Raw genomic sequence first — 19,645 nt, forward strand, 5'->3', positions numbered from 1 at the left:
CAATTAGAACTGTCCGCACCATGTTGAATTCTAGTGTTTCTCAAATTGAGACTTTCACGCTGACCACAGAGCCAAAGGGGGAGGATATAGAAATAGAGACTACGGTTGACATTCCTCCATTGCATCGAACTCAGGCGCTACCATCTAATGGTGATGGGAACATTGCTAATGCTTCCCGTTCCCTGGGCGCTCAAAAGTCAGAAGAATTACAAAAAACTCTTCTCGCCCACCGACACGAGCGCCATTTGGTCATCCTCCAAGACTTTCCTGACCCGGATGCTCTCTCTAGTGCTTGGGCATATCAACTCATTGCTCAACAGTATGACATCAAGTGTGAAATTATTTATGCGGGCACTCTCAGCCATCAGGAAAATATCGCTTTAGTTAAACTCACTGCCTTACCTGCTCAACGCTGTACAGCACAAAGCATTAAAACTAAAGATTTGGTTTCTTATCAGGGTTTTGTCTTGATTGATAATCAAGGAACTACTTCTGCTTTAACGTCTGCCCTTCAGCAAGCTGGAATCCCTTTGATTACCCTGGTAGATCATCATAGTTTACAGGGGGAACTCAAGGCCGAGTTTACTGATGTTCGTCCATACGTGCGAGCAACAGCAACTATTTTTACCCAGTATTTACAGTCAGGTCTACTCACCCTGGATAGCAGTATGGGACAGCATGTGAAATGTGCTACAGCATTGATGCATGGGTTAAGATCTGATACTAACCGGTTAATGCAAGCCCAGGAAGAAGATTTTATGGCTGCTGCATACCTGAGCAAGTTCTATGATGCTCAACTACTTAATGCCATTCTACAAGCTAATCGCTCTAAGCGTGTAATGGATGTTATTGAGCGTTCTCTGAAAAATCGCATTGTCCAGAATAACTTTTCTATAGCTGGTGTTGGTTATTTGCGGTATGATGACCGGGATGCCATACCTCAAGCGGCGGATTTTTTGGTGACAGAAGAAAATGTGCATACTGCCATGGTATATGGAATAGTACATGATGAGGACGATGAGTTGGAAGTGGTGATTGGATCCTTGAGAACTACAAAGTTGACCTTAGATCCGGATGAGTTTATTAAAGAAGCTTTTGGACAAGATAGTACGGGAAGATTTTTTGGCGGTGGACGCACTGGCGCTGGTGGGTTTGAGATTCCCATGGGATTCCTGTCTGGTGGTAATGAGAATTCCGCATACGCTAAGATTAAGTGGGAAGTTTTCGATGCCCAAATTAAACAGAAACTGTTAAAACTAGTCAATCCCAAGGATAACCCAATCTAGTTAATACATGGCATGGACTTCTTTACACGCTAAAATACATCGCACAATCCGGAATCGTCATTTATTTGCACCCCATGAACATTTATTGGTTGCCCTATCCGGTGGACAGGACTCACTGTGTTTAATTAAGTTGTTGGTGGACTTACAAGTTAAATGGAAGTGGAAACTGGCGATCGCCCATTGTGATCATCGTTGGCGAGAAGATTCCCAAGCGAACGCGGATCATGTAAAAAATCTAGCAACTAGTTGGGATTTACCATTCCACTTACAAATTGCCACTGATCCGGTAAATAGCGAAGCTGATGCTAGGAATTGGCGATATAGAGTATTTAGGGAAATTGCTGAAGATTATGGTTATAAATACATCGTTACGGGACACACCAGTAGTGATCGAGCGGAGACCTTAATATATAATCTGATTCGGGGGAGTGGTGCTGATGGTTTACAGTCCTTAAATTGGCAAAGATCTTTAGGGGAGAAGACGATGTTAGTTCGTCCCCTGTTAGAGATTACCCGGGAACAAACTGGAAAATTTTGCCAAGACTTTGACCTACCAGTTTGGGTGGATAGCACAAATCAAAATTTACAGTACCCCCGAAATCGTATTCGTCAGCAGTTACTCCCCTATCTTGCAGCAAACTTCAACCCCCAGGTGGAATCCCATTTATCTCATACAGCAGAGTTGTTGCGAGCAGAAGTAGAGTATCTAGAACAAATAGCTCACCAGTTGAGGTTACAAGCCTTAACAAAGTGTGAAAATGGTGATTTACGTCTGAATCGTCATTTATTGAAACAACAGCCCTTAGCTCTCCAACGCCGGGTGATCCGTCAAATATTGCATGAAGCGTTACCACAAACCCCCAATTTTGATCATATTGAAAAAATCACAGATTTAATTAACGCCCCCAACCGTTCTCAAAGTGATCCTTTTCCTGGTGGTAGCATAGCAATAGTAGAAAATGCTTCCATAGTTATTCGACAACCCATTCTAACTCCAACAGAAAAAGAAAGTTAGAATGGGCCACAACCCACTTGGAAAACTCCCGAAAATATGATCACTCGCCAAAACCGACACGCCAAATTACCAGAAAATACTGATACTAAAAGTCTCAATCAATTCCCGTCCTTAAAAGACGAGTTGTATCTGAGGTTTTATTTGTCCTCACCCGAGGAATTTGCCCTACCCTTAATTAGCATCAAAGAGGTAATAGAAGTTACTCCCAATCAAATCATACCCATTCCTAACACCTCCCCATTGGTTTTAGGAGTAGTCAATTGGCGAAGTCGGTTAATTTGGGTAGTAGACTTAGGAAAGTTTATGGGAGAAATGATACCTTTAAATCTAGAACGTAGATCACAAGTATCAGTTATTACGACTGAGTATGAAGACACCATAATTGGTTTAGCAGTAGACCAAATATGTGCTACGTTTTGGTTAGATATGGAATCTGTAGTAGCTCCAACCGATGTACCAGATGACACAGTTCCTTTTGTTCACGGGGAATGGCTAGATAGTGAAAATAACAAGTCCGTAAAACTGATTAATCAAAAAATAATTCTGCAAAGCGATAAATGGACAAGTATGGTCAAATTTAATCAGGAGGAGAAATGATAAGTACAGATGAGCCAAATTCCAAATATCAGCAGGCATTAACAGCTTACATAAGAGGTGATTATCAAAGTGCTGCTACTCTAATAGACCAAGTAGTCAGCATTTTAGGAGAAGACCCTAATTCCCACCTGTTGCGGGGTAATATATACTATGCTCTAGGAAAATTTAAGGTTGCCAAAGCGGAATATGATCGGGTACTGGGTTTAACAAATAATCAAGAAATACTAGGTTCAGCTCGTCAAAAATTGCAAGTGATTGAACAGGAGCTAGTCACTGACAGCTCTGCTTTAAAGAGTGGTTCTGATGGTGCTTTCATTGGAGATCCCAGTAGTGTGGAACAACTGTTTTCCGATATAGAAGAAAATGATCCATCACACCTTTTGGAATCAGATAAAAAGTATAGTTATAACGATATGGACAAAATTGAATTCCTGGTTAATTTCGATGAATTTGATGATTTAAAAAGTATTTCATCTTGGGAACCGGTAGAAATGGATGAAAACATAGATACCCATGATGAATTAGCTGGTAACCATAACCAAAGGTTACTAGAAGATAAATCCGTAAGTACCCAAGATCCATTACCAGAGAATGTTCCCGTTCGACAAAATTCTTCCTTAAATGCTGTTTTAAAAAAACAGCAGTGGTCTACCGCACTAGTAGTAGGTTTTACCTCAGCCCTAACAGCTGCTGTAGTTGGCTTTGGAACCAGCTCATGGGTATCCCAACGTGAATGGATGAGAAATGCCAATTGGGGAGTACCGCTAGGTGCTGGAATTATAGGTGGAATCACTGCTGCTTCCATGGGTGGTCTGGCACATCAATCTGTTCGACGTGCTTTTCACGAACAAAACTCCGGCCAAGCCAAAGAGTTAGCAGTCACTCTTAACTCCGTAGTAACTATGACCCAATCCCTAGAGGAAGTCAGGAAAATAGGTAAAGCAGCTCAAACCTCGGTTCATCGCGTTAATGACATTAATAGTCAAGTTAGTGAAGCTCTGGAAAACATGGTGGCGGAAATTTTGGTAGTTGGAGAAACCCTAACAAAAACCGAACCTCAACTAAAACACTTGGTCGAGTCTTGTCAAGAAATTAATTCCTTGGCTACCTTAGCATCCCAATTAGCCTCTCGTACTAATTTGTTAACATTAAATGTCAGTATTGAAGCAACAAAATATGGCGTAGGAGGAAGAGGACTGGCAATTATGGCCAATGAAATATCCCAACTAGCAGATAAGACAGCTAAATCTATTAAGCAGATTCAAGACATGTTTGGAAACATTGATAAGGAGACTAACCATATCCTACTCACTATGGAAGGGAGTAAACAACGAGTTATCAATAGCACGAAACTTGCACAACAAGCTAGGCAATCTCTGGAAGATATTACTCCTATAATAGCTGATATAGACTCCTCAATTGAGAAAGCAACTCTTAACTCCCCCTAAATACCATTATTTAAACCTAGGTAAAAACAAAAAGTATGCATGATGCTAATAGTTTTTGGGAAGATACGGGAAACAAACCTGAAAAAAAACCTGTAGATGAGAATTTGGAAGATTTGATTAAGGAGTTGGAAGATAGCTTATTGGCAGGATCTAAACAAGTCTCATCACAAATAGTCAGGGAAAAGGGAGCTGGTCCTACTCCCACAGAGAGAAAATCCCAAGTTGCCAAAATACCAGAGCCCTCGTCTCTTGCGGGTAAGGAGGGTGTCAATATTTCTTTTGATCATTTAAATCAAATGGCAAGTTTGGTGGGGGACTTGCTGACCAGTCACCATGTCCTAGCACATAATCACCAGTACCTGTGCCAATCTTTAGACCATCTGCTCTCTCAAATTCAACACCTTTCTCAGATCGGTATCAGAATACAAGAGTTAAATGACCCATCTAGTCCTTTTTATTCCCTGCACCAAGAAATTATAGAATGTACTTCCACCATGGTGGAGTCCGCAGTAGATATTGATTTTGTTCAAGAGGAAATTCAAACTTTAAGTGAGCAGTGTGATCAAGTCACGGAAAAATTACGAGATAGTTGTGTCAGCATACAACGGATCCCTTTTGCTCGAGCTAGTGAACGATTACGTAATCAGGTGACTATTGATGGAGTGAAGTATGGCAAAAAGGTAGACTTGGTTATACAAGGACAAGAAACTCTTGTGGATAAGCTAATTTTACCCCACCTGACTGATTGTCTGATTTATATACTCCATCATGCTATGTCCCAGGAAACTAAAACTCCTTCAGTTCGCATTGCTTCTGGCAAATCACCTGCAGGAAAAATCACTATCCAGGTTTCTGTTAAGGGTAAATATAATCTCCTATCTATAACTTTTATATCTGTAGCTAATAATACTCTGGGAATTAACTACCATAGGCTAATCCAAAATTTGCTACCCATTCTTCACCAAGTTTATGGCACTATTAGCACTGATTCCTCTAGAACTTTGACTATCAAGTTACCTATTAGTTTAAGTGGTCTGACTGCTTGTGGAGCTATATGTTGTGTTTTCCATAACTACACAATTGCTTTCCATCAGGAATATGTGATGGAAACCATGGATATATTGGTGAAAGACCTGGCCAGGGATGCTAAAGGTAAACCATTTATCCGCTGGGGAGAACGGATTTTGCCTTTACGCACTCTCTCTGAAGTATTAGGATTTCATCGTCAAATTTTTAATACTCCCTCAACGGACAATGGTCAAAACACTTCTGTAGTTATTCTTCACCCCGGTAGTAGTGATATTGTAGTCGCTCTCCAGGTTGACCAGGTGTTGGGTGAAAGGGAAATCTTTGTTAAACAATTCCCGGGAATTTTACCCAAACCCACTGGTCTTGCAGGAGTTACCATTGACTCCGATGGTACTATTGTTTTTGTAGCAGACCCCTGGGAAATTATTACTCAATTAAATCTAGTGTCACCGACCTAATTAAGATCGGTGATTTGCTAGTTTAGGCAAAGGCTGCCGTTTTTACATCATTATTAGATAGGATATCCTGCAATTCGTCAGCATCCACCGTTTCTTTATCAATCAGCATTTGAGCAATTTGGTCTAAAATCTGACGGTTATTTAGTAGTACTTCCTTGGCTCGGGAGTATGCCGTATCAACAAGTTTGCGAACTTCTTCGTCAATTGCAGCGGCAGTCTCCTCCGAGAAATCCCGTTCGGACATGATGTCTCTACCTAGAAACATATTACCTTGCTGACGACCTAAAGCTACAGGACCCAAGCGATCGCTCATACCAAAACGAGTAATCATTTGTCTAGCTACTCTAGCTACCTGTTGCAGGTCGTTGGAAGCACCAGTGGTTACTTCTTCTTCACCAAAAATAATTTCTTCTGCTAAACGACCACCCAACGCAACGGCCATTTGATTTTCTAGATATGCGCGGCTATACAAGCCTGTATCCATCCGGTCTTCACTGGGAGTAAACCAGGTTAAACCACCTGCACGACCACGGGGGATAATGCTAATTTTTTGTACGGGGTCATAATCAGGCATTAATGCACCAACTAAAGCATGACCAGCTTCATGATATGCTACCAAGGTTTTGCGTTTTTCGCTCATTACCCGGTCTTTCTTTTCTGGACCTGCTAATACCCGATCAATAGCATCGTTAATTTCATCCATGGAAATTTCGGTCAAGTTGCGACGTGCTGCTAAAATTGCTGCTTCGTTCAACAGGTTGGATAGGTCCGCACCGGTGAATCCGGGAGTGCGACGGGCAATTCTATCTAAGTCTACATCTTTTGATAGGGTTTTACCTCTAGCATGAACTCTGAGGATTTCACTCCTTCCACCATAGTCAGGACGGTCTACTACTACTTGACGATCAAATCGACCAGGACGCAATAGAGCTGAATCAAGAACGTCTGGACGGTTAGTGGCAGCAATAATGATAATTCCTGTATTACCTTCAAAACCATCCATTTCCGTTAGTAATTGGTTGAGGGTTTGTTCTCTTTCATCGTTACCTCCCCCTAAACCTGCTCCTCTTTGACGACCTACCGCATCAATTTCATCAATGAAGACTATACAGGGAGCATTGGATTTTGCCTGTTCAAACAGGTCTCGCACTCTAGATGCACCCACACCCACGAACATTTCCACAAATTCTGATCCGGAAATACTGAAGAAGGGTACACCCGCTTCCCCTGCTACTGCTCGTGCTAATAGGGTTTTACCTGTCCCTGGTGGTCCTACTAATAATACACCTTTAGGAATTTTCGCGCCAATAGCAGTAAAGCGATCAGCATTTTTTAAAAAGTCTACAACTTCATTTAATTCCAGTTTGGCTTGGTCAATACCCGCCACATCCCCAAAGGTAACTTGGGTTTGGGGTTCCATTTGCACTCTGGCTTTAGATTTCCCAAAGTTCATCGCTTGACTACCAGGACCACTCTGGGCCCGACGTAGTAGGAAAAATAAACCTACTAATAGCAATACAGGGAAAAATAGGCTACTGAGTGCTCTAAACCAAAATCCGTCGTCTGTTTGAGGTAGTACGGCAATATCTACACCTTTATTGCTTAGGGTGTTGATTAAATCTGGGTCGTTGACCAGGATGACCCGCTTTTTGTTCGGATCATATTTTGGTGTCACCACCGCTGTGGTCCGATCTGAACTGAGGCTAACTCTTTCTACCCGCCCCTGTTCCACCTGTTGGATAAATTCACTATACCTCCACGTTTCTACCTGTGGCGGTTGATTGTCAAAAAACGCTGTCCCTAAGGCTATTACTACTATAAATAACAGCGCGTACAGCCCCGCATTTCTCCATCTCTTGTTCACTGAGGTATATCCTCCTAGTTTTGGGCGTTAGTCTAAGTTCTCTAAAATAAGAGAGATTTTATGAGAATTATGTTAACTTATTTTAAGATATACCAAAACTTCACTCCTGTCATGATAGAAATAATCTTTTGATCTCCCAAAAGCATGAATGTCTAGGATTATATTCTAACCTCTCTTGACAATCCTGCACCATATATATGGGAACTATCTCTACCACGCTGTTGCTATAGGCGATCGCCTCTAGGTTTTTGACCAGGTTTCCTGTCCATGGTTCTTGCTTGACGGGAATTTGATTTTTTTGTAAGTGCCCGATAATGAGCGATCGCTCGATTCCCGGGAGAATTCCCTCTGTGAGAGGTGGTGTCCACCAGCAGTGGTCTTTCCAACCCCAGAGGTTACCAGTGGCAGTTTCCAGCCAATTTCCCTGGTTATCTACTAAGATTACTTCTTGGGCTTTGAGACTTTGGGCATTAGTTTTTGCCAACCAAGGAGCCAGATAGTTACCAGTTTTATGCTCGGGTAGGGAACGGTTCCATCTAACATCGCCAACAGCGACCATTATACCATGATTTTGTCTTTCAGCTAGGTTTTCTGGGAGGAATCTACCTGTAATCCATTCTCGACCATCGGGGAAAACAGTGATTCTGATGACGGGGAAATTTTGTGAAAGTATTTCCGCACCTTGACGTATAGATAGCCAATTAGGCTCTTTCCAGTCAAATGTCTCTAGAGTAGATTTTAAACGAAAGCAGTGAGCATGCCAACTAGTTAGTCTATGATTTATACAGCTTTGATATACCCTAATAGTTGTAAAAACTGTAGCTCCGTAAATTAGTCCTGGGTCATCAACATCTAATGTCAGTGTTGTTGATTTTATCAGTTGACCACAATACCAATACATCATCCGTTCCTATTCATAACCGAAAAAGTCAGTCCCTTTCAGGAAAAATAACAATGGGTAAACCCAAGTTATTAACAACTACCTTACCACCTAAATTTTCAATTTCGCCAATAGCAATTTGTCGAGTTTTACCATCCATATTATTTTGTAAAACCATGCTCCAGGTGGCAATACGAGCAAACTTACTGTCAGGATTCCTCAAAAGGAAATTAGCAGTTTTTTCAGAGAAGAAAACCACTTTTTGCGCCTCTGGATCATCATATTCCCGCGCCCAAGTAGCAGCTTTTATAAAAGACTGACGAGCTGCTTGATGATCACCTAAAAATAATAACTCATCAATACCCTTATAACTCCACACATAATAGGACTTTGGCGGTAATTTGGGGGAGAGCAATTGTAAATTAGTCGTCATTAGATTAACAGCAGTTTTAGGCATCCCAGCATATAAAGAGGTGCTAACAGAAAGACTTAAATAAGCATCAAGGAATCTTGGATCATGTTTGAGAACGATTTTTAAAAACTCCGGACTTAGACCATAACCAGTCCTCTGTCTTTGCTGGTCATCCCCAAAGTATTGTAAAAACTCGATATACACCCATTTAGAGAGTATATTGTTATAACCAAAACTGGGCATGTTATCAAGCAATTTAAGACGTAAAGCATTTTTCTGGTCATCTTTTTCCACAGACTCCCCTGACCTATTTTCTGGAGCGGTTACCAATTCCTGTAGTCGTAGGTACTGATTGGAAGTCACAGCGAGAATAGACAGGCTAAAAACCAAGGGAGCAATAATCAATTTGCGAGCTGATAGCATAGTAAAATTTACTCTTGTTAAGTTTTTTTAAAAACAATGGAAAAAAAATCTCAAGTAGTTAATAATGCCCTAGTGGAGTGCTAATGGAAACCCATACAGTCCTATCCACACTTGTTCACATAGTACCTAAAAGTAAGTATGTCTGAAACCAACCTCTCCGCCAACCTAGAAATCCAAACAGTGCAAATTGAAAAGGTCGAGTCAGCAAAAGTAAATAAGTTCCAAAGCCAGCTTAACAATTTAGATTTTAAGAGCAATGCTGTGAACTTGAGTAGTGTCATGGATATTGTTAAGACAGTCCTTGCAGATGTAATTGAGTTACAAATTGAAACTTCTGTTATTGATGAGTCATCATATAACAACAACGCTTCTAGTGCCAAACCAGAGAACAAAATGGTAACCCGTATTAACCTGGTTGATGGTGACATTAGAAATGAAATAGGTACTAGCTTCATTGGTAGTGGTCCCTATGTAGAGCTGAGGGAATTTCATTTGAGCCAAGTTCAGGAAGGTCGGGAAATAATCCAAAAAAACATAGAAAGCGTGCAAAAACTGGGTGAGATTTTGATGTCAATGGTTAAACAAAGTCAAAATAGCCAAAGTTCGCAACTAGCAAAACTTCCCTAGCATTTATCCACGGTACTTAATGCGGAGAGCAACCCCCATGTTAGCAAAAGACTCAAATTCTTTGGAATCTCAGCCAAGTCAAGGTACAGCAGGGAGAGCTAAAGACCTACTGGGCAAATTTGTTGATACCGTAGGCGTAATAGTTAGGGATATTACAAGCTTAGAGGTAAATACAATAGTTGTAAGTAGTATTAGCGGTTCCAAATTCAACCCCTGGCAATCATACTATAATATTTATGCCATAAGTCAACCCAATTATTTTGCCAGTAAGAACATTGTGTCCGAGTTAGAAGACCGTTATATTAATATATTCTTGCAATTGGAAAGAGAATATATTTATACGCTTTTAATCAAGGAATTAGAGTCTCCATCACCCAAAGCTCGGGTGGTGCAGGAATATCGTAGTCGTCTGCAATATATAGATGAAAATCGCTTAAATTCCGATGGTACAAAAGTATCCCAAATAGTTTTACCCTCACCTTTTGACCAGGAAAGTCAGGTGGAAAATTATCAGAAAATCGCCGAACTAGTGACTGATGATAAGTTTGTATTGACCTTGCGGAAGGTTTCAGAAATGAAAGCAGCACTGGATGGGGGTGATGTCACAAGTGAAAATGTGGATACCATCTATGCTCAAACCATCATCCAATTAGACGGAGATATTATTACTCGTTATCACCGCGATTTATTCAGTTTGAAGGAATCTGATAAAGATCTAATTATGAAGGTTCATAATGATGGAGTGGTATCTGGAGAAAAACAATGGCGTGAGGTAATAGACTTCCTGATTAATTTTATCAAAGGTATTGCTTCTTGAACTTAGATATGTTAGTAGTTTGGGTGGGTGATGCGTGAATATATTCCAAGAAAATTACCAGAAACCAGACCTGAATCATAGTTTGAATTATGGTTTCTTATTTCCCTGGCAATTTCCCCAAAATAATGGCCAAGATAATTGTTGCTTAGAGGTAAAAGCTGAGGAAGGAGCATATAGTTTTTATTTAAATAGAACTATTTTAGAAAAAATTGCACAGTTAAAATTGCAGGGTATATCTTTAGATATACCCAAGGGACTGTTATTGAATTTATGGTACTATTCCATTTTTGATTCCCTTGTTGATAGGGATGAGAATTATGATAAGAGTGTGGATATTTATCAACATCCCCAGTTATCTGTTTTAATATATTTCTTCCTGGTAAAAACTTGGAAAATACTCACCAGTCAGAACCGCAATAAAACCATTAAATTTCAATCTGGGTTTACCTTTAATTCCTATTATCAATCAACTGAAAATCAGCATTTTGATAATTTAAATATTATGATGCAAAGCACCATACTATTTGACGGTGATATCATCCAAAAAATATCCCAGGACTTAATAAACAATGGGGATGCTTCTGGTATTGTCAATTCCCATTATTGGCTAACAGAACAAGTCACCAAATGTCTAAGAAGTAATTTGAATTCAGTGTATTGGTTTGTATCTGCTATATTTCCCGCAGCTGTCATAACCTGGAAAATCTCCTCCGGAATGTCATTGTGGTTATCAATATTAATCTCCACCTTAGGTTGGATAATAATATTTTTAGTTTTGGGAATATTGAGTTTACTAATTATCAGTGAATTGAAAAAATTAGTGGTGAGGATAAAAAATAAATCTGTAGATAAATTTATAGAACCTGTTATTAGCTGGTTGGTTTGGGTAGGGACTAACTTGGTAATTAGTATCAATGTTTTTTCCCGTGATTGGGTTTTATTGATCGCAAATTCCCTATTTATGCTCCTACTCCCCAATTTACTTAAATACTTCCTTCCTAAAGCGGGTAAATATTTATTCAAATTCTTTATGAAGTAACCTATCTTGAGATTTCTCGTTCCAATTTTTGATGACGAATAGAATAGTCCAATAATTCCATAGGGTGCATTACAGATACTTTCCCCAAATATTTACTGATTTGTAAACTACATCCTGGGTTAGGAGAAGCAATAATATCAGCACCTGTATTTAATAAATTCTGTGCTTTTTGCTCACCTAGCTCCTGAGCAATTTCCGGTTGTAGTAGATTATAAACTCCTGCACTTCCACAACACAAAGCAGCATCTAAAGGTTCTTTTAAAGTTACCCCTGGAATTTGTTTTAAAAGTTGACGAGGTTGAAGACTAATTTTTTGACCGTGCAATAAATGACAAGCATCTTGATAAACTAAAGTTAAAGGTTTGTCGCTCAAGGATGAAAGTTCAGCAGTTAACCCAACCGACACTAAAAATTCCTGCGCATCTTTTACCTTTGCTGCAAATATTTGAGCTTTTGCTGCGTATTCTGGGTCATCAGCTAAAATATGACCATATTCCTTTAAGGTATGACCACAACCAGCAGCATTAATAATGATAAAATCCACATTGCTATCTGCAAAACTGTCAATCATTTGTCTTGCTAAAGCTTTTGCTTGTTCTGTTTGTCCTTGGTGTTCAGGAAGCGCAGCACAACAACCCTGGGACTTGGGAATGATTACCTCACAACCATTAGCAGTTAAAACCCGCACTGTTGCTTCATTAACGGGGGAGAAAAACAGACGTTGTACACATCCTAAAATCATTCCTACTCGATAGCGTTTTGCACCCTGAGCGGGAATGATATCTGGTAAATTATTACCAAAAGACTGGATGGTAATTTTCGGTAAAATTGATTCCATCGCAGCTAACCTAGGAGAGATTTTCTGGATTAGTCTGGTAGCGCGTAACAATTGGGAAATTCCCAACTTCTGATAGAGAAATAGGGGAAAAAGCAATATTCTTAAAATATCTGGATTAGGAAAAAGGGAGAAGATTAATTGTCGGATTAATTTATCAGCAAAACTGCGCTGATAATTCCTTTCTACCTGGTGACGAGTCGCGGAAATCAACTTATCATACTGTACTCCAGAAGGACAAGTAGAAACACAGGCAAGACAACCTAAGCAAGAGTCAAAGTGTTGAACTGTAGCAGTATTTAGGGCAATTTCCCCTTCGTTAATAGCATCCATTAAATAAATACGACCTCTGGGTGAGTCCATTTCTTTACCTATCACCCGATAACTAGGACATGTGGAAAGACAAAATCCACAATGCACACAACTATCAATTAATTTTGGGTCGGGGGGATGGTTGGAATCAAATCCCTGTAGATTTTTCATATCATTGCTGGAACCACTGGCAATTTGCATGATTTTGTTCCTCTTTTAGTTTTTGACAGTTTTTGATATTTTTGATTTATACTTTTTAAAAATCTGCTTGATTAATTATTACCAAAATTTAAATTGCCAAATTTAAGTCGCCAAACTTAAATCCCACCTATAAATCGACCAGGATTTAATATGGAATTGGGATCAAATTGTTGTTTAATCCGTCGCATAATTTCTATGTTATTGGCATTATAACCCCAAACATCCATATTTTTTTTGACTGTTACCGGTGCGGATAACATACTTAAAAACCCTAAATTCTCCTGACACAAACTGCGCAAGGTGAGAACCGGATTTTCGTCTTCTAACCGGACTAAACCTAACCCGCTATTGAGATGAATTAATCCATACTGGATTTGACTAATGATGTTCACAGCAGCAGTTGGCAATACTCCTATTTTGGCAGTAATTTCCCAATTGTGCTCGCAGTTATAGATTAGTTCTGGTAATTGTTGCCATAGACTGGCTTCTTGCTTAGTCTCATCACCTAAATAGACTGTTGATGTTAAACCTAGTTCTTCCCCCATACTTGAACATCTTTGTAACTGCTGCTGGACGCTGTTCTCAATACTTTGAAACCTAACCATTAAACCAATACCGTCTCCTAAACCTAATTGGGAAACTAATCCATGGGATATTAAATCAGCTTGGGTTGGTGTTAATTGAGAACTTTGAAGAATTTTGGCAACCTGGGAAATAGGTTCAGGTTGACCAGTTAGTATTACTGTTCCCGAAGTTTCTGGTAAAGGATAAACCCTAAGGGTAACTTGACTGATAACCCCCAGAGTACCATAAGCACCAGTCAACAATTTCATCAGATCATAACCAGCAACGTTTTTCACCACCCTTCCCCCAGCTTTGGCAATTTTTCCATCAGCGCGGACAAAAGTTATGCCTAAAAGTTGGTCACGCACTCCTCCATAACGTTGACGTAGAGAACCAGTGTCCCCAGTCGCTACTATACCCCCAATAGTCGCATGTTCAGGAAACGCAGGATCTAATCCCAAGGTTTGCCCACGTTTGCCTAAAATCTCCTGGATTTCCCTGAATTTGATTCCCGCTTCTACTGTAATGGTCAAATCACCAACCGCATGTTCTATGAGTTTATTTATATATTCTGTGCTGACAATAATATCAGGACTGGTTAAACCACCCCAGTTAATTTTCGTCATCCCCCCACAGGTCAGAACTCGCCATCTATTACTATTTGCTGTGGCTATAATCGTACTTAGTTCTTCTTGGGTTTGGGGATAAACCATACAACTGGGGTGGGTTTGATCCATTGCCAATCGCACCCGTTCTTGTACAGTCTGACCTAGTTCTTCCCAAGGAGTTACCTTATTTATCCCCGTTAGGGTTAGAAACTGAGAAGTCGCACTCATAGTTATGTGTTATATCTAAGTTGTTAAGTTGTATATTCGGCATTAATTTTTACATAGTCATAACTCAAATCACAACCCCAAGCTTGACCAAAACCATTTCCATGACCAACACTGACAGTAATTAACACCGTATCTTCTTTGAGATAAGTTCCTGAAGCTGCTTGTTTTAAATAGGCATTGACAGCACCTTTATCAAAGGGTAGGGGTTGACCATTTTCCATCAGCAGGAAGTCACCAATCTTAATTTTCAGGTGATCTTGTTCAAATGGCACTCCCGCACGTCCAGCAGCACCAGCAATACGTCCCCAATTGGGATCACGTCCAAAAATTGCCGCCTTGACTAGGGATGACCCAGCAATGGTTTTAGCTATTTGTCGCGCTGCGGTTTCATCCGCTGCACCTGTAACCTGTACCTCTACTAAACAAGTTGCACCTTCACCATCACGAGCGATCGCTTTTGCCAAGTGTTGACAAACAGCTGTTAACATCCCTTCTAATTTTTCGGATTCTGGTCCTATTTCGGTAATAGCGGGTGTGCGAGATTCTCCATTGGCTAAGGCAATTAAACTATCATTAGTGCTGGTATCACCATCTACGGTAATGGAATTGAAGCTTCTATCTGCAGCGCGTGTTAACATTTGCTGCCATAGAGTGGGGGAAACCGCTGCATCACAGGTGATAAATGCCAGCATGGTAGCCATTTGCGGGTGAATCATCCCTGAACCTTTGGCAATACCACCAATACGTACTGGACGGTCATGTATGGTGGTTTCCAACGCAATGGATTTGGTGACTAAATCTGTAGTCACAATAGCCTTAGCTGCTGCATCTGAACCTGTTTCCGAGAGTTGGGCAACCAGTTTGGGTATACCATTTGCCAAAGCATCCATTTTAATTCTCTGACCAATTACCCCCGTAGAAGCAAGCAAAATTGACTCCGGGTTTATATTTAGTTCTTTCCCTAATAGGTTTGCACTTTCTATTGTATCTTTGATACCTTGGTCACCAGTTGCAGCATTAGCTTGACCTGCATTACACAGTATAGCTCTGGTTGTATGCTTGGTCTGTAGTCTTTGACGACAATAATCTACACAGGCGGCCCTTACATGACTTGTGGTGAATACACCAGCAGCAATTGCATCTACGTCTGATAGAATTAAAGCTAAATCAGGTAGTCCCGAAGGTTTTAACCCAGCTACGATTCCTGCAGCTCTATATCCCCGTGCTGCGGTGATACCACCCGTGATTTCATCCCAGTCTGCCATAATGAAGGCCCCAAAACTCCACAAGTTCTTAGCACAACCATTATACATATATAAGGCGAAGGGAACCTAAAAAAATCACCAAAAATTACCAGAAATGAAAAAAGAGAGCCATGAAATAGCTCTCCAAATCATCAGGGTGCATCTACTTATCACACTATAACACTATTAGTGTGAGGGGTCAAACCCCTTTTTAGTTTTTTTTTCAAATTTTTCCATTTTTTTTCCGGTTGGTTATGAGTTGTTGAGTTTTCTTTCCACTAGTTCGTTGGTTAGTTTGGGTTCCGCTCGTTTATTAGTCTTTTTCAATACTTGTCCCACAAAGAAACCCTTGAGGTTAATATTGCCACCCCGGTATTTCTCCACCTGTTGTGGATTAGCAGCAATTATTTCATCCACTATGGGACCTAACACGGCTGGATCCGTGATTAATTCCTGACCAGCAAAGACTTCCTCCACAGAAATACCTGTAAGTAAATCCGCCAATTTTTCTTTTGCTTGAGCATTACTAATTTTACCTTTCTCAATACGACTAATCACCTCCGCTATGGTCTGGGGTGTCAGTTTAATTTCTGATATGGTAAGTTTTTGTTTGTTTAGGTAGGCAGCTATATCTTGAGTAATCCAATTAGCAGCTGATTTGGGGTTAGCACCAGCATTTATAGCAGTTTCAAAATATTCTGTGACTGGTAGATCCTCCGTTAAGACTCTGGTATCGTATGCTGAAAGTCCCAACTCATGTTCATAACGGTGACGTTTTTGAGCGGGTAATTCTGGTAATTCAGATCTCCAGGTTTCTAGTTGGCTATGGGAAACTTCAATAGGTGCTAAATCCGGTTCGGGGAAATAACGATAATCACTAGAACCTTCTTTCACTCGCATACTGCTAGTGCGTTGGGAACCTTCCTCCCACAAACGGGTTTCTTGAATTATTCTCTCTCCTGCTTCTATAGCAGCAATTTGACGTTGAATCTCATAATCTATTGCTCTTTGGATAGCACTAAAGGAGTTCATATTTTTGATTTCCACCTTAGTGCCAAATTTCTTTTCCCCCACTGGACGAACAGAAATATTCACATCACAGCGGAGGGAACCTTCTTGCATATTCCCATCACTCACACCCAAATATCGCATAATTCTACGTAATTCCTGGGCGTATTCAGCTGCTTCTTGACCGGAACGTAGATCGGGTTCTGAAACAATTTCTACTAAGGGTACACCAGCACGATTGTAGTCTACTAGGGAATAACTGGAACCAGCTAATCGATCACTGCCAGCATGCACCAACTTTCCTGCATCCTCTTCCATGTGTAGACGAGTAATACCAATCCGTTTACGAACGGGGTTATCATGATCATCTACCATTTCGATTTCTAGCCAACCATGTTCAGCTATGGGTAGGTCATATTGGGAAATTTGATAGTTTTTTGGCAGATCAGGATAAAAATACTGTTTACGGTCAAATTTACTATACTTGGCAATTTGACAGTTTAAAGCTAAACCTGCTTTAACTGCATATTCTAGAACTTTAGCATTGAGGACTGGTAAGACACCCGGTAAACCCATACAGACTGGGTCAATATTGGTGTTGGGTTCAGCACCAAAAGCAGTAGAGCTGCTGGAAAAAATTTTGGTATTGGTGCTAAGTTGACAATGGGTTTCTAGTCCTATGATGGCTTCGTATTCTGTTTTTACAGCTGTGGCTATGCTCATATTTTCATAAGGTAGTTATAAAGTGATTCTAACAGATGGGATCCGTGGTTGGTTTTGGTTAAAGCTATAATCCCCAGTCAATTTCTGGTTTATCCCAGATCTTTAAAGCTGAATTTATTGCTGAGAAGGGTTTGCTACCAAAAAAGCCATGATAGGCGGATAAAGGAGAAGGGTGGGCTGATTCAATCACTAAGTGTCGATTTGTGTCAATTAGTTTGACTTTTTTTCTCGCATATCCACCCCAAAGAACAAAGATGACGGGTTTTGTTTTTTCATTAACCTTTTTAATCACCTCATCGGTGAAAAGTTCCCAACCTTGATTTTTATGAGAATTGGCTTGTCCCTCTCTTACGGTTAACACCGCATTTAGCATTAAGATACCTTGCTTAGCCCAATTAGCTAGGTAACCATGATTGGCAATAGGACATCCTATATCTTGTTGAAGTTCCCGATAAATGTTTTTGAGAGAAGGTGGTGGTTTAATACCAGGTTTGACGGAAAAACATAAACCATGGGCTTGATTTCTTTGATGATAGGGATCTTGCCCTAATAATAAAACATTTACCTGTTGGTAAGGTGTTAATTCAAAAGCAGAAAAAACTTCTGACTCTGGTGGGTAAATGGTTTGAGAACTTCTTTCTTGAACGAGAAACTCTTCCAGTTGCTTCCAATAAGGTTTCCGGAACTCGTCCGAGAGAACACTATCCCATTCCCCAGGAACCTTTAAATCAAAAATCATACTTTAATTTCTATACTTCTATTTTAGTCACACCAGATCTGGATCACTCTTCCTTTTATTTCCTCCCCTAACCATGGTGTATTATTACTCAAGGAACAAAGATTATCTATGGTTGCTTCCCAAGTCTTGTCAGGATTAAACAGTGTTAATTCCGCCCTCTCTCCTGGTTGAATAGGGTTTATTTTCTGCTTTAAACAAGTTGCAGGTCCATAACTTAAACTCTTCCATAATTCCAAGGCGGTAAATTCCCCAGTTTCTACCAGGTTTTGCCACAATAAGGCTAAGGCCAGTTCTAAACCGATTGCTCCTGGTAGAGATTCAGAAAAAGCCTGCACCTTCTCTTCATAGGTGAATGCAGCATGATCAATAGCTATACCATCTATTATACCTTGACGCACCCCCTCACGCAACGCTTTCATATCACTAACATTTCCCAAGGGTGGTTCTAAATGTAAACTAGTATGGTAGCTGTGAATATCTTCGCTACTCAATAACAGGTGCATCCAGGTACTACTTGCAGTTATGGGTAAACCGTCGGATTTAGCCTTGGCAATTAATTCCACACTCCTGCTTGTAGATACCCGCATAATATGTACAGGGGTCCCAATTTCTGCTACTAATTCTAATAGTCCCGCTATGGCACTGGTTTCCGCACTCGCTGGTATCCCTGGTAATCCCATGCGCAACCCGTCTACACCTTCTCTCACTTTACCATTTAAACATAAAGAGCGATCGCATGGTGAGAAAGCGACAATTTGACTATATGGCTGTAAATATTCTAAAATCCTCCTAACCATACCCAAATTTTCCCAAGGTTTATCATCCGTAAAACCCACCACACCACAATTGGCTAAATCAGCAAATTCGGTTAACTGCTTACCCGCTAAATCCAGGGTTATTCCCCCCCAAATTTGTAGTCTGGGGGAATTTTTACTCCTATATTTTTGCTGTAATTGTAACACTAGAGATGGTTGGTCAATCACTGGATATGTATCAGGTAGGACGTTTATTCTAGTAAATCCACCAACTTGAGCCGATCTTAATAAAGAACTCAAAGTTTCCCTTTCTTCAAACCCAGGTTCACCAGAATGACTGTATAGATCCACCAAACCATTGCCCAATAATAGACCTTGACAATCTCTCACAACAGTTTCAGGGCTGGGATTGGGAATTTGGCGGGCGATCGCCTTAATTTCACCATCAAAAATCAACACATCGGCTACTTGGTCAGTTTGCATAACTGCATCAATCACCCGCACTTCTTTTAGCAATTCAATCATATCCGCTT

The 19,645-nt window shown here is 40.3% G+C and carries 17 protein-coding genes; 8 read left to right on the forward strand and 9 right to left on the reverse strand.

All coding sequences use genetic code 11. From position 1 onward, the window contains the following. The first annotated feature begins 20 nt into the window (after positions 1-20). Genes ASL19_RS12195 through ASL19_RS12215 form a run of 5 tightly spaced genes read left to right on the forward strand, consistent with a single transcriptional unit; the run spans position 21 to position 5,833 of the window. Positions 21-1,286 carry a bifunctional oligoribonuclease/PAP phosphatase NrnA gene (locus tag ASL19_RS12195; protein WP_006278786.1) on the forward strand — a complete coding sequence of 422 codons (1,266 nt, stop codon included), beginning with the start codon at positions 21-23 and terminating at the stop codon, positions 1,284-1,286. A gap of 7 nt (positions 1,287-1,293) precedes the next feature. After that, the gene (tilS, locus tag ASL19_RS12200; protein ID WP_057178553.1) at positions 1,294-2,301 is read left to right on the forward strand and encodes a tRNA lysidine(34) synthetase TilS; all 1,008 of its coding nucleotides are present in this window, start codon (positions 1,294-1,296) and stop codon (positions 2,299-2,301) included. 36 nt (positions 2,302-2,337) lie between these two features. Beyond that, entirely contained in the window at positions 2,338-2,898 is a 561-nt protein-coding gene (locus ASL19_RS12205; RefSeq protein ID WP_057178554.1) for a chemotaxis protein CheW, read from the forward strand. Next, a complete protein-coding gene (locus tag ASL19_RS12210; RefSeq protein WP_057178555.1) occupies positions 2,895-4,346 on the forward strand; it encodes a methyl-accepting chemotaxis protein in 1,452 nt (483 codons plus the stop codon). Before ASL19_RS12205 ends, ASL19_RS12210 begins: the two co-directional genes overlap by 4 nt. A gap of 35 nt (positions 4,347-4,381) precedes the next feature. Further along, on the forward strand, positions 4,382-5,833 hold the full coding sequence (locus ASL19_RS12215) for a chemotaxis protein CheW (protein WP_057178556.1): 1,452 nt from the start codon (positions 4,382-4,384) through the stop codon (positions 5,831-5,833). 22 nt (positions 5,834-5,855) lie between these two features. Here ASL19_RS12215 and ftsH3 read toward each other — a convergent pair whose 3' ends face one another. The 3 genes from ftsH3 to ASL19_RS12230 all read right to left on the reverse strand — a co-directional run bounded on the left by ftsH3 (position 5,856) and on the right by ASL19_RS12230 (position 9,412). Beyond that, complete coding sequence (gene ftsH3 / locus ASL19_RS12220) at positions 5,856-7,697, reverse strand: ATP-dependent zinc metalloprotease FtsH3 (protein WP_006278775.1); 1,842 nt, start codon at positions 7,695-7,697, stop codon at positions 5,856-5,858. 109 nt (positions 7,698-7,806) lie between these two features. Further along, entirely contained in the window at positions 7,807-8,598 is a 792-nt protein-coding gene (locus tag ASL19_RS12225) for an aminotransferase class IV (RefSeq protein ID WP_006278774.1), read from the reverse strand. A gap of 28 nt (positions 8,599-8,626) precedes the next feature. Beyond that, positions 8,627-9,412: a hypothetical protein gene (locus ASL19_RS12230; protein WP_057178557.1), complete on the reverse strand. Its 786-nt coding sequence runs from the start codon at positions 9,410-9,412 to the stop codon at positions 8,627-8,629. 138 nt (positions 9,413-9,550) lie between these two features. Here ASL19_RS12230 and ASL19_RS12235 point away from each other — a divergent pair, with 138 nt between their 5' ends. Genes ASL19_RS12235 through ASL19_RS12245 form a run of 3 tightly spaced genes read left to right on the forward strand, consistent with a single transcriptional unit; the run spans position 9,551 to position 11,895 of the window. Continuing rightward, positions 9,551-10,039 (forward strand): hypothetical protein, encoded by a 489-nt coding sequence (locus ASL19_RS12235; RefSeq protein ID WP_057178558.1) that lies wholly within the window; start codon positions 9,551-9,553, stop codon positions 10,037-10,039. A gap of 37 nt (positions 10,040-10,076) precedes the next feature. Then, positions 10,077-10,856 (forward strand): hypothetical protein, encoded by a 780-nt coding sequence (locus tag ASL19_RS12240; RefSeq protein ID WP_057178610.1) that lies wholly within the window; start codon positions 10,077-10,079, stop codon positions 10,854-10,856. A 34-nt stretch (positions 10,857-10,890) separates the two neighbouring features. Beyond that, positions 10,891-11,895, forward strand: a complete 1,005-nt coding sequence (locus tag ASL19_RS12245; RefSeq protein ID WP_057178559.1) for a hypothetical protein — start codon at positions 10,891-10,893, stop codon at positions 11,893-11,895. A 1-nt stretch (position 11,896) separates the two neighbouring features. Here ASL19_RS12245 and ASL19_RS12250 read toward each other — a convergent pair whose 3' ends face one another. From ASL19_RS12250 to ASL19_RS12275, 6 genes are all read right to left on the reverse strand, one after another. After that, on the reverse strand, positions 11,897-13,243 hold the full coding sequence (locus ASL19_RS12250) for a (Fe-S)-binding protein (RefSeq protein ID WP_057178560.1): 1,347 nt from the start codon (positions 13,241-13,243) through the stop codon (positions 11,897-11,899). A gap of 116 nt (positions 13,244-13,359) precedes the next feature. Further along, on the reverse strand, positions 13,360-14,643 hold the full coding sequence (locus ASL19_RS12255; protein WP_057178561.1) for an FAD-binding oxidoreductase: 1,284 nt from the start codon (positions 14,641-14,643) through the stop codon (positions 13,360-13,362). A gap of 23 nt (positions 14,644-14,666) precedes the next feature. Beyond that, entirely contained in the window at positions 14,667-15,908 is a 1,242-nt protein-coding gene (argJ, locus tag ASL19_RS12260; protein WP_057178611.1) for a bifunctional ornithine acetyltransferase/N-acetylglutamate synthase, read from the reverse strand. A 231-nt stretch (positions 15,909-16,139) separates the two neighbouring features. Beyond that, positions 16,140-17,618 (reverse strand): Asp-tRNA(Asn)/Glu-tRNA(Gln) amidotransferase subunit GatB, encoded by a 1,479-nt coding sequence (gatB, locus tag ASL19_RS12265; RefSeq protein WP_057178562.1) that lies wholly within the window; start codon positions 17,616-17,618, stop codon positions 16,140-16,142. Positions 17,619-17,682: 64 nt separating this feature from the next. Continuing rightward, a complete protein-coding gene (gene ung, locus ASL19_RS12270; protein ID WP_057178563.1) occupies positions 17,683-18,357 on the reverse strand; it encodes a uracil-DNA glycosylase in 675 nt (224 codons plus the stop codon). A 23-nt stretch (positions 18,358-18,380) separates the two neighbouring features. Next, positions 18,381-19,637, reverse strand: coding sequence for a dihydroorotase (locus ASL19_RS12275; RefSeq protein ID WP_057178564.1), 1,257 nt, complete (start codon positions 19,635-19,637; stop codon positions 18,381-18,383). Positions 19,638-19,645: the final 8 nt, after the last annotated feature.

Source organism: Cylindrospermopsis sp. CR12, from assembly GCF_001432185.1.
Classification (GTDB): domain Bacteria; phylum Cyanobacteriota; class Cyanobacteriia; order Cyanobacteriales; family Nostocaceae; genus Raphidiopsis; species Raphidiopsis raciborskii.

What these genes read in the sequence shown, in the direction of transcription:
- ASL19_RS12195 (WP_006278786.1), top strand. Translation starts at nt 21, where the DNA reads ATGTTGAATTCTAGTGTTTCTCAAATTGAGACTTTCACGCTGACCACA.
- tilS (WP_057178553.1), top strand. Translation starts at nt 1,294, where the DNA reads ATGGCATGGACTTCTTTACACGCTAAAATACATCGCACAATCCGGAAT.
- ASL19_RS12205 (WP_057178554.1), top strand. Translation starts at nt 2,338, where the DNA reads ATGATCACTCGCCAAAACCGACACGCCAAATTACCAGAAAATACTGAT.
- ASL19_RS12210 (WP_057178555.1), top strand. Translation starts at nt 2,895, where the DNA reads ATGATAAGTACAGATGAGCCAAATTCCAAATATCAGCAGGCATTAACA.
- ASL19_RS12215 (WP_057178556.1), top strand. Translation starts at nt 4,382, where the DNA reads ATGCATGATGCTAATAGTTTTTGGGAAGATACGGGAAACAAACCTGAA.
- ASL19_RS12225 (WP_006278774.1), bottom strand. Translation starts at nt 8,598, where the DNA reads ATGTATTGGTATTGTGGTCAACTGATAAAATCAACAACACTGACATTA.
- ASL19_RS12230 (WP_057178557.1), bottom strand. Translation starts at nt 9,412, where the DNA reads ATGCTATCAGCTCGCAAATTGATTATTGCTCCCTTGGTTTTTAGCCTG.
- ASL19_RS12235 (WP_057178558.1), top strand. Translation starts at nt 9,551, where the DNA reads ATGTCTGAAACCAACCTCTCCGCCAACCTAGAAATCCAAACAGTGCAA.
- ASL19_RS12240 (WP_057178610.1), top strand. Translation starts at nt 10,077, where the DNA reads ATGTTAGCAAAAGACTCAAATTCTTTGGAATCTCAGCCAAGTCAAGGT.
- ASL19_RS12250 (WP_057178560.1), bottom strand. Translation starts at nt 13,243, where the DNA reads ATGCAAATTGCCAGTGGTTCCAGCAATGATATGAAAAATCTACAGGGA.
- ASL19_RS12255 (WP_057178561.1), bottom strand. Translation starts at nt 14,643, where the DNA reads ATGAGTGCGACTTCTCAGTTTCTAACCCTAACGGGGATAAATAAGGTA.
- argJ (WP_057178611.1), bottom strand. Translation starts at nt 15,908, where the DNA reads ATGGCAGACTGGGATGAAATCACGGGTGGTATCACCGCAGCACGGGGA.
- gatB (WP_057178562.1), bottom strand. Translation starts at nt 17,618, where the DNA reads ATGAGCATAGCCACAGCTGTAAAAACAGAATACGAAGCCATCATAGGA.
- ung (WP_057178563.1), bottom strand. Translation starts at nt 18,357, where the DNA reads ATGATTTTTGATTTAAAGGTTCCTGGGGAATGGGATAGTGTTCTCTCG.
- ASL19_RS12275 (WP_057178564.1), bottom strand. Translation starts at nt 19,637, where the DNA reads ATGATTGAATTGCTAAAAGAAGTGCGGGTGATTGATGCAGTTATGCAA.